The organism is uncultured Bacteroides sp., assembly GCF_937912035.1.
Taxonomy (GTDB): domain Bacteria; phylum Bacteroidota; class Bacteroidia; order Bacteroidales; family Bacteroidaceae; genus Phocaeicola.
The window spans coordinates 14,996-30,050 of sequence record NZ_CALDPF010000015.1 but is presented as its reverse complement, the minus strand read 5'-3'; the positions used below and the strand labels follow the sequence as shown (position 1 = coordinate 30,050).

The following is a 15,055-nucleotide window of genomic DNA, read 5'->3' as shown; positions in this document are numbered from 1 at the left end:
TCAAATCTCCTTAATCTTCAATACATTATAAGAGATATTCTCATCATACACATCGCTATCGTCCACACGCTTGATGTAGTTCACCACCCTGATAGTCACAGGGAGAATGATGATTTCATAAAGCGTTTTCAGAACTACCTGCACAACCATCATCTTCAACAACTCGTTCACAGGCATCAATCCACCGAAAGCCAACGGGAAGAAAATGATTGAATCGGCACCTTCACCAGCCAAAGTTGAAACAATGGCACGGGCAGAAAAGTTCTTTCCGTGCGAAGCTATCTTCATCTTACTCATAACGAAAGCATTGATGAATGAACCTACAAGAAAGGCTGTAAGACTGGCTGCCGCAATACGCGGAGCAAGACCGAACACGAAATCGAATGCCTGTTCGCCTTCCCAGAAAGGAGCCGCAGGAAGAGCCACTGCCACTTTACCTAGGGCTACTACCATGAAGTTCATAAGGAAACCCATCCAGATGATAAGACGCGCCTTGCGGAAGCCCCATACTTCGGCAATACAGTCATTGATAATGTAAGAGATTGGAAAAACTATCAGTCCAGCAGTTACGGAAATCGGACCGAATTGTACGACTTTGGCCTCTAAAAGATTGGCTGCCACCAGGCAGACACAAAACACAATACCCAAGACCATGAAAGGTACTGATACGAGATTTTCTTTTTTCATCGTTCCTGTTTTTTACGTGGTGTTCTAGAATACACGGCCGCTATTCACGGCATCGCATGTTAATGATCTCTGTTTTTTTAATTCGGGCGCAAAAGTACTTAGTATTTACGATATATGCAAGATGTTGCTGAAAAATTAAATTTTAAATGGTCAGTTCTAATCCCACCATAAGAACATCTTGTAAGTACGGATTAGATTATATAAATGCCAGGCTTTACAAATACGAAGACGTTCTTTGTAAATTACTGACAGGGTATAATCTAAGTTGGGATTCGTAAAATCATATTCAACGAAACGTCTGGCATTCTTTGTATTGACATACAGTTTCCTGCATGACAATATTCGGGAAGATCCATCCGCTCTATAAAGTTTACACCCTTTTCCATCCTTATACGGAACCAAGTTTAGAGGACTGAGTTCGATATTGAGATCGTCTTTTAATTTTTCTCCTTAAATGTCCAGACTCTGAACGGTCACGTTTCCTTTTCATAGAAAATCATATTTTGAATTAGATGCTTCAAATATTATATACATTATCCACGCTTTCCATAATCTGCGTCCGATTCAGCAGCCATATATATTTTTGCAGATTGACTTTCAAGCGCATTCAGGCGTTCCTTCAACTTTGTATTTCGTTTCAGTACCGACAAGTTACGTATAGCGAAGCTCAATGCTTTTTTTGTACCTACCAGCACACAGATTTTTTTAGCACGTGTAATTCCGGTATAGATCAGATTGCGCTGAAGCATTACATAGTGAGTCATCAGCACAGGCATTACTACAATGGGATATTCGGAACCTTGCGACTTATGAATGGTAGTAGCATAAGCCAGTGTCAGCTCGTCAAGTTCAGATACATCATATTCCACCATTCTCCCGTCGAAGCAGACAAACAATGTTCTGTCTTCCATATCTACTCTCTCGATATAGCCCAAATCACCGTTGAATACCTCTTTATCATAATTATTACGCAGCTGCATCACACGGTCTCCCTGACGGAATGAATACCCACTGCGGTTCAATGACACCTGCCCGGGATTCAAGACAGTCTGTAACGCCATGTTGAGATTGGCGGCCCCCACTACCCCTCTCTGCATTGGTGTAAGGACCTGTATATCACTTGTCGCACGCTTATACGCATTAGGCAGACGCTCTTTTACCAACTTGACTATTGTATCTACTGCCTGTTCCGGATCCTCTTGTTGGATAAAGAAAAAATCAGTGTTCTTACCATTGCTTGTATCAGGGAATACACCTTTATTTATGGCATGCGCACTCATGACGATACGGCTTTCCTGTGCCTGACGGAAAATACGTGTCAGACGGATGACGGGTATTCTCTTGCTGTCTATGATGTCACGCAGCACATTTCCGGCACCCACGCTTGGCAACTGGTCGATGTCGCCTACCAATACAAGACGCATGCCTCCCGGAATTGCCTTCATCAGATTGTTCATCAGCAGGAGGTCTATCATTGAGCACTCGTCCACAATGAGCACATCTCCCTCCAATGGATTATCATCATTCCGTTTATATCCATCTTTAGGATTGTACTCCAACAGACGGTGGATGGTCTTGGCCTCCATCCCGGTAGCCTCACTCATGCGCTTGGCGGCACGACCGGTCGGCGCTGCAAGCAGAATACGTAGGCCCATAGCTTTCAAGGCCGCTATAATACCTTGTGTGGTAGTAGTTTTTCCTGTTCCGGGACCTCCTGTAAGGACCATCACTTTAGAAGATACAGCCTCACGAATGGCTTCTGCCTGCACTTCGTCATACTCTATCCCCGTTTGTTTTGATATAACTGAAATATCAGGAATTATATTGAACAGACTGCCTTCCACACAGTCTAGCAATTTGTTCAGGCGATTCGCCGTACCGACTTCGGCATAATAGAACGGTGGCATATATATGGCTTCGGCATCAGCTATAAGGTCTTCAGTCTGTAGCATCTCGGATATAGCCTGACGAACGGGAGCCTCATCGGCATCTAGCAGTTCAATTGCAGATTTTACTAGCTGCTCTTCCTCGGCATAGACATTACCTTCCTCAGCCATATGGCTCAATGTGTATGTGACTCCACTTTTCAGTCTGCGCAGGTCATTCTTCTCATAACCCATTTTAGAGGCAATAGTGTCGGCTGTCTTGAAACCTATTCCCCAAATATCATCCGCCAGTTTATATGGATTGGTTTTCACGGTGTCAATACTTTCCTTGCCGTATTGTCTGTAAATCTTTGCGGCATAAGCGGTACTCACCCCATATCCCTGCAGGAAGAGCATTACATTTTTAATGTCCTTCTGTTTTTCCCAACTCTCAGCTATTTTCTCTACCCGTTTCTGGCCTATTCCCGGCACTTCATAGAGGCGTTTTATATCTGTCTCAATGATTTCGATAGTATCAAGACCGAAACGGTTCACGATGAGCTGTGCAAACTTAGGTCCGATACCTTTTACCAGTCCGCTTCCCAGATACTTTTCTATGCCGTAAAGAGTGGCAGGCATCACCTCTTCCCATGTCTGAGCCACAAACTGACTGCCATAGCGTTTATCTACCTTCCAGTCGCCCTCACACAAAAGAACACTCCCTGCCGGTACCTCCAGGAGATTTCCCACCAGAGTAACCAATTCATCATAACCTTTTACCTTCACCCTCATCACCGAATATCCATTCTCAGGATTCTGGTATGTGATACGTTCTACTACACAACGCAGTTTTTGCATTTCCGTCTTCTCTTATAATTCTTATAATACTTCAGGATTCTTCTGAATCCCGCTACTATAACACAAAAATAGAGGTTATTTCAAAAAAATGCAACATTTTTCAACTCGCAGCAAAAAAGTAATAAAGAAACTAAATCAAAAATATTGACTGATAAATGTTTGAATTTTAACAGGAATATTCAAATAGCCAATAGCAAATATTTATAATCTCACATATTATTTTTACTTTTGAAGCTGTATTAAAAAAGAGTTTCCACCATGACCAAAAACAACCTACTTACAGAACAACTGAGATATACAGGCGAGAACATATGTCCTACCAAAATCAATCTGTGCTCTTATAAGAAAGACTCAATCACGTATCACAAGGATATAGAACTAGAGCATCTTCAGGAATTAATGAACGAAGACGAAATAAACTGGATACAGATTACCGGTATGCAGGATACTGATAAAATAAAAAATATATGTCAGATGTTCTGCATAGATTTTCTGACTACTCAGGATATCCTTAATCCGGAACACCTTACAAAAGTGGAAGAGCACGATGATTACAATGTAATTATCATCAAGCTCCTTACGATGAATAAGGATAGAGATTATGAATCGATGCAATTGTGCATCATTCAAGGCAGATCATATGTTCTTACATTCGTAGAAAAAGAAACAGACTTCTTCAATGAAATTCTTTCGGCGCTGAACAAAAACACATTGAAGATCCGTCACCGCCAATCGGACTATCTGCTAAGTGTAATACTGAACAGCTCTATGGCAAACTTCATGTCCGTGCTGACAACAATGGAAGATGAGCTGGAAGATATGGAAGAAGCTTTAATCGTTCCTCACAATCCGGATGCGCCGGGGATAGAGAACATACAGAAATACAGGAAAAACTACCGTATCATTAAGAAATGCATTTTCCCGATGAAGGAACACATAAACAAACTTTTCCATGCCGACAACGAACTGCTGAACGAACAACAACGTCCGTTCTTCAACGATGTGAACGACCACCTGCAATTCGTACTTCAGACAATGGAAAGCTGTCGTGACCTGATAACGGCTATCGTAGACCTATATATTTCAAGAAATGACCAGCGACTGAACGACATAATGAAACAACTCACCATAGTTTCAACAATCTTCATCCCTCTGACATTCCTTGCAGGAATTTGGGGAATGAACTTCGAATGGATGCCCGAACTTCACTGGGAATACGGATACCTTTTTGCTTGGGGACTTATGCTGACTATGGGTATTTCACTTTTCTTCTTTTTCAGACACAAAAAATGGTAACAGACTATGCGTAAACAGGAATTATACAATAAAGTTATAGAATATTTTGAGAAGGCAATGCCGGTGGCAGAAACAGAGTTACATTACTCAAACCCTTTTGAACTGCTCATTGCAGTAATACTTAGTGCGCAATGTACTGACAAGCGTGTGAACATGATAACTCCACCGTTGTTTCACGACTTCCCTACTCCCGAAGCACTTGCTGCAAGCACTCCAGAAGTGATATTCGAGTATATCCGCAGTGTGAGCTACCCCAACAATAAAGCCAAACACCTCGTCGGAATGGCAAAGATGCTCGTAAGCGAATATAACAGCACTGTGCCGGATACACTGGAAAAACTTGTGAAACTACCTGGTGTGGGCCGCAAGACCGCCAATGTAATACAAAGCGTGGTATTCAATAAAGCAGCAATGGCAGTAGATACACATGTGTTCCGCGTGAGCCACAGAATCGGTCTGGTACCGAAATCATGCACCACTCCGCTCGCCACTGAGAATTATCTGATGAAATATATTCCAAAGGATATTGTTCCTAAAGCTCATCACTGGCTGATACTGCACGGAAGATATGTCTGCATTGCACGTTCACCCAAATGTGCGGAATGCGGATTGAACGGAATATGCAAGGAATCTCTGAAAATCAAGCCGGAATAACTCATAACAACCTGGTTCAAAGAAAAATATTTATAGCATCATGAGAAAAATAAATCTTTTATTATCAGCCTTATTTATAAGTCTGACTTGTTCCGCCCAAGAATCATTATGGGGTGGACAGAACATCACTTCGCCAGAAATACATCCCGACAATACCGTAACTTTCCGTTTTCATGCACCTAAAGCTGTTCAGGTAAAGGTTACTGGCGACTTCCTGCCTACTGAAAAAATGGATACTAAGTTCGGCAAGGTGGACGTTCCGGGAGATGCCGAGCTGAAAGAAGGCAAGAACGGTGTTTGGGAATATACCACTCCACAACCTCTGGCTTCAGAGCTTTACAATTATTCGTTCATAGTTGACGGTCTGAAAGTGACAGATCCGAACAATGTCTATGTAAGCCGTGATGTAGCATCAGTTTTCAATATATTCATTGTCAAGGGAGAGCCGGGCGACTTGTACAGTGTAAACAAAGTCCCTCACGGAACTGTAACAAAGCGCTGGTATCACAGCGACGCCTTAGGCTATGACCGCCGACTGACAGTCTATACTCCTGCAGGCTATGAAAACAGCAACAAGCGCTATCCGGTGCTTTATCTGCTTCACGGAATGGGTGGCGACGAAGATGCCTGGACCACTCTTGGAAGGACAGCACAGATAATGGATAATCTGATAGCCCAGGGAAAGGCAGAACCTATGATAGTGGTGATGCCAAACGGAAATGTAGATCAGGAAGCTGCTCCTGGAGAATCGTCTTTAGGAATGTACAAACCTACAATGAATCTTCCAAGAACAATGGAAGGTACCATGGAGACTACCTTCCCTGAAATAATGAAATTCATCGAAAAGAATTATAGGGTTGAGAATAAAAAATCAGGACGCGCCATAGCTGGTCTTTCAATGGGTGGATATCATTCACTTCATATCTCCAAAGAATATCCGGACAAATTCGATTATGTAGGTCTTTTCTCTGCAGCAATACTTCCCGATAAGGAAAAAGATTCAGATATCTACAAAAACATGGAAGAGAAACTGGCTAAACAGTTCAGCAAAGCCCCTAAACTTTACTGGATTGCGATAGGAAAGACAGACTTCCTGTATGATGCCAACGTGGAGTACAGAAAGTTGCTTGACAAACACAACTACAAATATGTGTATAGAGAAAGTGACGGCGGACACATCTGGCGCAACTGGAGAATATATCTGTCTGAATTTGCTACAATGATTTTCAAATAATACTTCCGAAAATAGCATGATTAGTTTTTTAAAGAAAAACATTGCCTTAATACTGTTTATAGTATTGTCATTGATTTTTGGAGGATGCATCGGATATTCATTAATATTTTTTTTCGGCAAGGAACAAGGTTTTGTTTCTCTCATAACAAATCTGTTGCTTTCATTCCTGATAATGATTGTATGTATCTTCATGCAGATAATAATACATGAAACGGGACATCTTACTATTGCTCTGATGCGTGGATGGAAATTCATTTCCTTTATGGCATTCGGTTTTATACTGACCAAGCGTGACGGACACTACAGACTCTCTACCATGAAACTTGCGGGTGCCGGAGGGCAATGCCTTCTGCTCCCACCCGAAAATGGAGACTCAGATTTCGGGATTATGCTTTACAATCTTGGAGGCGTAATATTCAATCTGATATTTTCTGTCATTAGCGGGGTGTTGCTGTGGACATGCCACGAGTCGCTGAACCCATATATGAATATATTCCTGATGCTGTTTTCCGGTGTTGGAATATGCTTTTTTCTGGTAAACGGTATTCCTTCCACTTTCTCAGGTATCCCAAACGACGGTTACAATATATTGCGACTAAGAGAAGACAAGTTCTCCACACAGGTGTTTCTGGATTCACTCCGTTTTCTGGCAAAAACACAAAGCGGCAAAAGGCCTCACGAAGCTATGGAAGAGTATTATTCCGACAATAAGCGGCTTGACATGTCGTCTCCGTTTCATGTCTGTGCCCTTACCATGGATCTGGCTGTGGCACTTGACAGGCTGGACTTCGATAAAGCACATAGTCTGATAGCCTTAGCTGAAGAAAGATGGAATGAAATAATTCAGATATACAAAAACGAAATAGCAATGGAACGTCTGTTCCTGAATCTGATAAACAATGGCGAGATAAGCAAAATCGAAGAGGCAATCAATGACAAGAACATTATGAATTACTTGAACCAGAATGCCACATTCCGGCCTTCCGCGTTAAGAATACAATATGCCATTGCCCTGATTTACGATAAAGACCGTGAAAAGGCAGACAAGATTATGGAACGTTTCAACACAATTTCCGAGAGTTATTATAACGTAGGCGATGCCTTATGCGAGAAAGCTCTGATGAAATACACTTCCGGACTTTATGGAGACATAAGCAAGCAGTAAATTTTCTTTATAAAAAGCGGAAAGAGCAACCAAAGCCCTAAAACCTTGGTTGCTCTTTTGGGTTTATATCAGAATATTACAAGTCCTACAGACAATGCCGAAAACTCCGGACCATACGTAGTGTCAAGCATCTTACATGGACTATACTTTACATAGAACCCTAAAGTATTGAAACCGAAGGCAGCCTGAATGTCAACTGTTACAGGAGTCTGATGAATATTATCATCTGTCAGCTTAAACTTTTCTCCATTTAGTTTGTAACGCGTTTTCATGCTGGCATGCGTATTGAAATTGATAATCGGTCCGAAACTGAAGTTGAAGTTATTTTTCGTTTTATGAGTAAACATAACCGGAACGGACCAACTGAATACCTTGATACGTGAGAATTGAATATCAGCACCTTCTGGATAAGCGCCGATAGACATATCCGTACCAGGCTCTTTTATGAAGCGCTGTTTGCCGGTCATACGGTAATTTCGCCAACTGCAAGCCACCCCTATGGAAAGTGATGTATTTGTTCGCCATGGATAATATTCCCAACCCACAGTAGGTGTTGTGATTTCCCACGAAGACCCCATGCTTACGTCCATATTGTCAGGGGCTCCCTGAACTGTGGAAAGTCCTATTTTGAAGTTCTTGACTACAAATGCGTTACGTTTGCGCTTCTGTTCTTCAGTATGCTTTCTGAACGGGATATTAAAATCCCAGTCACTTCTACGTTCTTTTGTGACTGAAATATCTGAAGAAGATATTTCAACCTCACGGACATAACGGAAACCCGGATTGTCTTTCTTTCCATCAATTTCGACCTTCATGCGGTTGTTTGACTCTGTTATTGTTACCCTATCAGGGTTATCAATACTAATTACATTCTCAACCTTCAATGAGTCTTTACTTTCAGCGTACCCACTTGCAGTAATCATCAGTGTTGCTACAAGCAAAATCATTTTCTTCATATCTTTATAATGTTTTATTTGTTTCTTCCTATTTAAACATCTGCTTCAGTTCCTCCAGAGTAACTTGTCCTTCCATATATACCACCGTAACTTCCGGTTTCTTTGCACCGTCTGGAACAACAGAGGTATTTCTGTAGAACAGATATCGGTAACTTTCATCCTGTGGCGGGAAACAATAGAAACCATAATACAACTGTGTACCAATTTTCCCAACTTCCTTGTCAACAGCCGTTTCCGCATCCTTTACGACAAGTGCCTCTATCTCATCCGACAATGCCGGAGCATCTGTCACTGTCAGACTACGGAAAAGCGTCAGATGATATTTCTTCAGTTCCTTACCTTTGATAAGAACCTCTACCGCCCTCTTGTCATGCTTGAAGCGACCGTCGAACAAGGTTTCCACATGCATGCCCTTCTGTGCCGAAATAGGCAGCACAGCCAGCATGGTAATTCCCAGTATAATCAATCGTCTTATCATATCTCATTATTTTTTTAGTTTTCAACTGATGTTCCAATTGTCTGAAAGATGTCCGACAATTGTTCCTGAACCGTTTCCTGCGGCAAATCATGTCGCACTTTATCTATGGATTTCATAGCCTCCGAAAAAACTATCTCCTTATCAGTGTAACGCTCGCCGTTGATATAGGCCACACAGACGTTAGTTCTTGCAGCCATCTGCCATACAGCAGTCAAGGCCAGTACACCCGTAATAGCTGCGGCTGCCGCATAATATCTCAACCGTACTCTACGCATACGCTGCCTGTTATGTATTGCACGTCCTGTAGCGACAAATCCCATAACGGCACGAAGTTCGTCGAACTCCTTCCCTTGCGAAGCCGGTGTGGCGAGAAAACGTGCCAATGCTTCTTCTTCAACATCTGTTGTATGGGCTTCAAAGTAGCGTTCCACCAACTCTTTCCACTGCTGATAAGTTCGTTCGTTTTCTTTCATCGTTCCATCTGTTTTAAATAACAATCCCTGATTTCTTTTCTAGCTCTCGACAGTTGCATCCGCACAGCCGGTTCCTGCATTCTGAGTATATCGGCTATTTCATTATACTTTTTTCCTTCATACTCTTTCATTCGCAGAATCTGTTGCTGCAGAGGTGTCAACCTGAGTTCTATGATACGTTCCAGCATCTGAAAACGCTCTTCTCTCTCAATACTCTCATCCGCCTGGTCGCAAACGGATTCATCCCTGTTCTCATCCAACTCTACAGTAGGAATATTATTCCTTTTGCGCAGTGTGTCAATACACAGATTCTTCACCGTCACTACCGTAAGCGCCTCCGCTTCTTCGCGCGAACCGATCTGGTCAGCATGTCGCCACAACCGGAAGAAAGCCTCCTGAAGTGCATCGTCGGCATCCTCCTTATTTGGAAGGAAACGCATTGCAATCCTGAGAAAATTTTTCCTCAGTTCTGTAAAAGTCAATGTCAGTGTTTCTTTACTCATGCTTTTTATCGGGTCCGTTCTATTCGTTTTCAAAAAGGTAAACGTAAAGATATTGGTTTTGTAACAGAGAAGATGAATATTTTTTATTTTTATCTGGAAATTTCATTATTTGGCAGCAATTACATTCCTGATAAAAAATATCCTCAAAGCTTTGTCGAATTCAAGGAAAGGACATACATTTGTAAATGTAACACATTGATAATTAATTATATTAAATATAATAATAAATAAAAATGCATATGGAATTAAAGAAAAAAACAAAGGAGTTCAATTTAAGAAACTTTGAAGGAATAGATAAGGATGACAAGAACGGTAAAATATCTGAAGCTTTCAAGCCTATAGCAGAAACTATACTATCGGGATATTTTAAAGTCACAAAAAACAACAGTGATTCTTTTGTAACAGTCCACCCTACTTGCGTTGAGATGTATTACCATGAGGAAGGAGAAGGTGAAGATAAGATTAAGGACTATATTGTTTATCATAGAGACAGTAATGATGGGAAAAGAATGCCTGTATTTCCAATAGGAGTATTACACAACCACGTTTCAGGAATAGACATAACTTTTGAAAAGGTGGTCGATGACTTACCAGTTAGATTCTCCGCTTTGATAAGAGAATTTTGGATAGATAAAAGCAATAAGAAAGAGGAACAGACTGAAAAGTACGGTGAGGAAAACATCAAAGTATACACAGAATCAGATCCTGAAAAAAGATCTACTTACCTATATGAGGCATTATATTCTCAATATTCTGTATTTGATGGCTTTAGTGTACAATGGGTTGACGGCAATGAGGATGACAAAAAAGAAATACGCTGTGTAAAAACAAGATTGAATGTTGCTGAGTATGATCATTTTAAGAAGATACCTGCATCAAAGACTACAGAACAACTAACAAAAAATAATAAATACAAGCAATGCCAAAGAATGTGGAGATACTCAATAAACGAAGATTGATATGATACCCGATTACCAATGTAACGCAGTCTATTTTTCAGAATGGCTTAAAAACGATTATCCTGATATATACCATGGATTGGCAAAGATATTGAACAGGCATAATGTAGCTTATGACATAATTCCAAACACAAAGGATGTCTGGTGCAGGGATTATATGCCACTACAGCTTGACAAAGATAGATACTTATGCTATGATTACAAGCCTGATTATCTGATAAAGAGTGCAAACAATCGGAAATACATTACAGACCCACTGAATGTATGTCGGGATATGGAATTAAAGATAAAGGAATCTTCCTTGATTATAGACGGTGGCAATGTTGTAAAGGTAGGAAACAAAGCAATAATGACAGAAAAGGTCTTTGTAGAAAATCCGACAGTAAATGAGAATACTCTAAAAAATCTTCTGGAGGAACAGATGGAATGCGAAATCATCTTCATTCCTTGGGACAAAGCCGAAAAATATGGTCATTCCGACGGAATAATCAAGCCTATTTCCGACAATTCCATACTTATGACAAACTATCACGACTTTGACAAAGAATACAGCAATGAAGTGATAAATAGGCTTTCCGATAAGTTTGAAATAAAGATACTATCTTACAATGTCAATAAAATATCACCGGAAAGTTGGGCTTACATTAATTTCCTGACTGTTGGAAATTTAATTGTCTTGCCAACTTTAGGGAAGGAAGAAGATAATCAGGCATTAGAACAGATTAAAATGTATTACCCGGATTCTATAATTGAACAGCTTAGCATTTCGGAGCTTGTAAAGGCTGGCGGTGGTCTCAACTGCGTAAGTTGGTGCAAGCTGTTGGCTGATGATGAAAGAAGATTTCTGAAATTGTACAATGGTCTTGACTGTGAAAAGAAATTGACCAAAGAAAATATGTTCACAGATGAAGAAATAATCTTTATGTGTAAACATAGCATAAGGAGGTTTGCCGACAAATTTCCTGGTATTGCTGAATATTATATGAAATGTTTGGATGATTAAACAATCAGCTCCTAATACAACATGAAATCGTAATTCAAACTGTGTCAATCCTTAAAAGCCTGTTTAACTCTAATCTTACTTTCGGATAAACACCTGAATAACAGATGCATCCGAGGTAATCATATACTTAAGGAATGACAAGCTAAAGGTTTGACACAGTTCTATCTACATAGTCTGAAATCAGTTTTTATTTTCCAACTTATATTCATCCAGCACATTTTTTTCATCATATTTATAGAATTCTGTACTTCCAATTCTGGATATAGTAGATTTACCATTACTCTTGATATATCCAACTGACTTTGAATACTTATCCCACTCTGTAATAAGTTCCTTAAGAATTTCAGGATAAACATTTGCAATGTCTTTCTCTTCAGACAAGTCGTGTTTAATATTGTACAGTTTCCAAGTTACTCCATCGCCGTAAGGTTTCTTCAATTGAACAGCCTTCCAGTCTCCACGGATGACAGCTTTATTCTCTATCATCTCAAAACATAGTGTTCTATTGCTATTGATTTCTGAATTAAGCTTAGTGAGAAATGACTCTCCGTACAAAGGAGCAAGCTGTATCCCGTTTCGTGTTTCAGGACGTTTAGCGTTTGTCAACTCCAATATAGTAGGAACAATATCTGTAACATGCAATAATGAATTTGTATCAATATGACTTTTCTTAATAAACTTCTTTCCCGAAACAATCAGCGGTGTGCATATGCCTCCTTCATTAGTTGTCATCTTATATCTTTTATAAGGAGTATTACTGATTTCCGCCCATGCAGCTCCCTGAGATATGAAGGAAGTAGGATTGCCGTAATTCTCAAGTTCGTTATTATAATGCTTATCGATATATTCTTCTGAACTTCCAGGATAATTATATGGTTCTTTAGGATTAGCCCCATTATCACTCATAAATATCACTATTGTATTATCCAGTTTACCATCAAGCTCAAGTCTATCAAGCAATCTCCCTATATTATAGTCCATACATTCTACCATTGAAGCATATATTTCCATCTTAGCTGACTGCTCTCTTTTTTTCTCATCCGATAGTGCCTCCCACTTGGGATTGTCACCAGTCAAAACTGGAAATTCAGCATCTTCAGAAACAATTCCCATCTGCTGCTGTCTGGCAAATCTTGCCACACGGATACTGTCATAACCACAATCGTAAACACCTTTGTATCTGTCTTTCCAGTCATCAGGCACCTGAAGAGGGTCATGGGGAGCCGTATATGCCAAATACGCAAAGAAAGGTTTGTCTGCAGGACATTTGTCAATATACTCCATAATCTTGTCGGTATAGTCTGTAGAAGAATAGAAATCATCAGGAAGTTTGTCTATTCGTTTTCCATTCTCAATATAGAATGTTACAGGATTTTCCGATTCGGACAATGGGAAAACATTGGCAAAATGGCAAGCTCCTCCGGCAAGCATCGTAAAACTATTCTGAAAGCCTTTATCATCCGGAGTATGTCCGTCCAATGCTCCAAGATGCCACTTCCCAGCCATACAGGTATAATATCCGTTTTCTTTAAGAACCTCTGCAATAGTTATTGCTCTATCGTTAATGTATCCCTCATAGCCACTTTGCATATACTGGTTCTCGCCATGCCCCGGAGGCATATTTCCCAATCCACACTGATGATTGTCATTTCCAGTTAGAAGCATTGCACGTGTAGGTGCACTCAGAGAGGAGGTATGAAAACGGGTGAAGCGTACTCCATTATCAGATAGTCTGGTTAGGTTCGGTGTACGAATTTCACCACCGAAAGGCTGAATGTCTGAAAATCCCAAGTCATCAGCAACTATCAGTAAAATGTTAGGATTTGAGTCTTTTTTCGTAGTAGCACAGCAATCAAGTGCACTCATACAAGCCATCCCAATCAAGGAACAGGCACATACATTATATTTGTCCATAATCTCAATTATTAAAAATGTATTATCAGAATTTCATCTCTATTTCTACGGACAAATATAACCAAATATAAATACAGAAAATATTTATGTTGACAGACGAGAGGATTTACCTGACTAATATTGGGGTTTGATTGACGAATTTTAAATTTCACTAGTAGAAAAAGTGCCGCAATATGGAACACCCTATATTGCAACACCCTAAAGAATTTATATATATCAAAATTGTAACATATCAATGATTATGGCACTCATGTCCATCGTCACCATGATGGCTACATGCCTCGCCAGAGTCTTTCAACTCACCTTTGAGATAAGCCTCAACCACATCCATTACAGGACCGCTGCAACCTCTCACAACCTCGATTCCGCAAGACGATAATTTGTTTAGGGCACCCATACCCATATTACCTGCCAGCATAAGTGTCACGCCGTCTTCCTGAAGCTGGTACGCAATGTTAGACTTGCATCCGCATCCTTCCGGAGAAGGCATGATCTCTGTTTTTGCAACTTCATTATTATCATTGACAGTTATAATCGTGTAGAACGCACAATGTCCGAAATGGTCGTCAATATTGCCATTTCTTGTCGGTAATGCTATTTTCTTCATATATCTATAAAATTAAAATAATACTTACATTTTTTCTCCATGACCGCACGCGAAGAACTCACTCAAGAGTTCCGGTACGGGCAGACCTTCGCACTTCAGTTTCTCCATACAGTGCATGGCCTCCGTTGTGAGAGAGAAATAAATCTGACGTTTGTCCTTGTCGCCAAAATCCCTTATCAGAAATCCCTTGTCCTCTATCGAGCGAAGAACCTTTGAGAGGTGCGACGACTTAAAACCAGTGATTTGTGAAATCTCTCCTGCGGCAACTTTCCTGCTGCCAATGCTGCACATCACCATAGCCTCGTTGAGTGATATGCCGTAAATCTCCATAAGGCTATCCTCCAGTTCGGTGATAGCCTTATAAAGTTCACGCATCTTGCATATACATGATATTTTCTCCATG

15 protein-coding genes are annotated in these 15,055 nt (G+C 40.5%); 6 read left to right on the top strand and 9 right to left on the bottom strand.

Annotated features, from left to right (window positions below; all coding sequences use genetic code 11):
• Positions 1-687, bottom strand: coding sequence for a queuosine precursor transporter (locus Q0486_RS02145; protein WP_299230036.1), 687 nt, complete (start codon positions 685-687; stop codon positions 1-3).
• Between the two features lie 533 nt (positions 688-1,220).
• Complete coding sequence (locus tag Q0486_RS02140; RefSeq protein ID WP_299230034.1) at positions 1,221-3,410, bottom strand: ATP-dependent RecD-like DNA helicase; 2,190 nt, start codon at positions 3,408-3,410, stop codon at positions 1,221-1,223.
• Positions 3,411-3,668: 258 nt separating this feature from the next.
• Here Q0486_RS02140 and corA point away from each other — a divergent pair, with 258 nt between their 5' ends.
• Genes corA through Q0486_RS02120 form a run of 4 tightly spaced genes read left to right on the top strand, consistent with a single transcriptional unit; the run spans position 3,669 to position 7,759 of the window.
• Positions 3,669-4,706, top strand: a complete 1,038-nt coding sequence (corA, locus tag Q0486_RS02135) for a magnesium/cobalt transporter CorA (protein ID WP_299230032.1) — start codon at positions 3,669-3,671, stop codon at positions 4,704-4,706.
• 6 nt (positions 4,707-4,712) lie between these two features.
• Positions 4,713-5,360: an endonuclease III gene (nth, locus tag Q0486_RS02130; protein WP_299230030.1), complete on the top strand. Its 648-nt coding sequence runs from the start codon at positions 4,713-4,715 to the stop codon at positions 5,358-5,360.
• A 40-nt stretch (positions 5,361-5,400) separates the two neighbouring features.
• Complete coding sequence (locus Q0486_RS02125; RefSeq protein WP_299230028.1) at positions 5,401-6,594, top strand: esterase; 1,194 nt, start codon at positions 5,401-5,403, stop codon at positions 6,592-6,594.
• A 16-nt stretch (positions 6,595-6,610) separates the two neighbouring features.
• Positions 6,611-7,759, top strand: coding sequence for a site-2 protease family protein (locus Q0486_RS02120; protein WP_299230026.1), 1,149 nt, complete (start codon positions 6,611-6,613; stop codon positions 7,757-7,759).
• Between the two features lie 68 nt (positions 7,760-7,827).
• Here the strand turns inward: Q0486_RS02120 and Q0486_RS02115 are convergent, their stop codons facing one another.
• From Q0486_RS02115 to Q0486_RS02100, 4 genes are read right to left on the bottom strand one after another with little or no spacing between them, the layout of a single operon-like run.
• Entirely contained in the window at positions 7,828-8,715 is an 888-nt protein-coding gene (locus Q0486_RS02115) for a hypothetical protein (protein ID WP_299230025.1), read from the bottom strand.
• Positions 8,716-8,743: 28 nt separating this feature from the next.
• Positions 8,744-9,193 (bottom strand): DUF6108 family protein, encoded by a 450-nt coding sequence (locus Q0486_RS02110; protein WP_299230024.1) that lies wholly within the window; start codon positions 9,191-9,193, stop codon positions 8,744-8,746.
• Between the two features lie 14 nt (positions 9,194-9,207).
• Entirely contained in the window at positions 9,208-9,666 is a 459-nt protein-coding gene (locus tag Q0486_RS02105) for a hypothetical protein (RefSeq protein WP_299230023.1), read from the bottom strand.
• On the bottom strand, positions 9,663-10,169 hold the full coding sequence (locus Q0486_RS02100; RefSeq protein WP_299230022.1) for a sigma-70 family RNA polymerase sigma factor: 507 nt from the start codon (positions 10,167-10,169) through the stop codon (positions 9,663-9,665). The genes Q0486_RS02105 and Q0486_RS02100 overlap by 4 nt, the downstream gene beginning before the upstream one ends.
• A gap of 239 nt (positions 10,170-10,408) precedes the next feature.
• On the opposite strand from Q0486_RS02100, the gene Q0486_RS02095 reads away from it, so the two are divergent.
• Complete coding sequence (locus Q0486_RS02095) at positions 10,409-11,128, top strand: hypothetical protein (protein ID WP_299230020.1); 720 nt, start codon at positions 10,409-10,411, stop codon at positions 11,126-11,128.
• A 1-nt stretch (position 11,129) separates the two neighbouring features.
• Positions 11,130-12,131, top strand: coding sequence for an agmatine deiminase family protein (locus Q0486_RS02090; protein WP_299230018.1), 1,002 nt, complete (start codon positions 11,130-11,132; stop codon positions 12,129-12,131).
• Positions 12,132-12,311: 180 nt separating this feature from the next.
• Here Q0486_RS02090 and Q0486_RS02085 read toward each other — a convergent pair whose 3' ends face one another.
• From Q0486_RS02085 to Q0486_RS02075, 3 genes are all read right to left on the bottom strand, one after another.
• Positions 12,312-14,045 (bottom strand): arylsulfatase, encoded by a 1,734-nt coding sequence (locus Q0486_RS02085; protein ID WP_299230016.1) that lies wholly within the window; start codon positions 14,043-14,045, stop codon positions 12,312-12,314.
• Between the two features lie 232 nt (positions 14,046-14,277).
• Positions 14,278-14,652, bottom strand: coding sequence for a NifB/NifX family molybdenum-iron cluster-binding protein (locus tag Q0486_RS02080; RefSeq protein ID WP_235336535.1), 375 nt, complete (start codon positions 14,650-14,652; stop codon positions 14,278-14,280).
• Between the two features lie 24 nt (positions 14,653-14,676).
• A complete protein-coding gene (locus Q0486_RS02075; RefSeq protein WP_204404806.1) occupies positions 14,677-15,054 on the bottom strand; it encodes a winged helix DNA-binding protein in 378 nt (125 codons plus the stop codon).
• Position 15,055 lies beyond the last annotated feature (1 nt).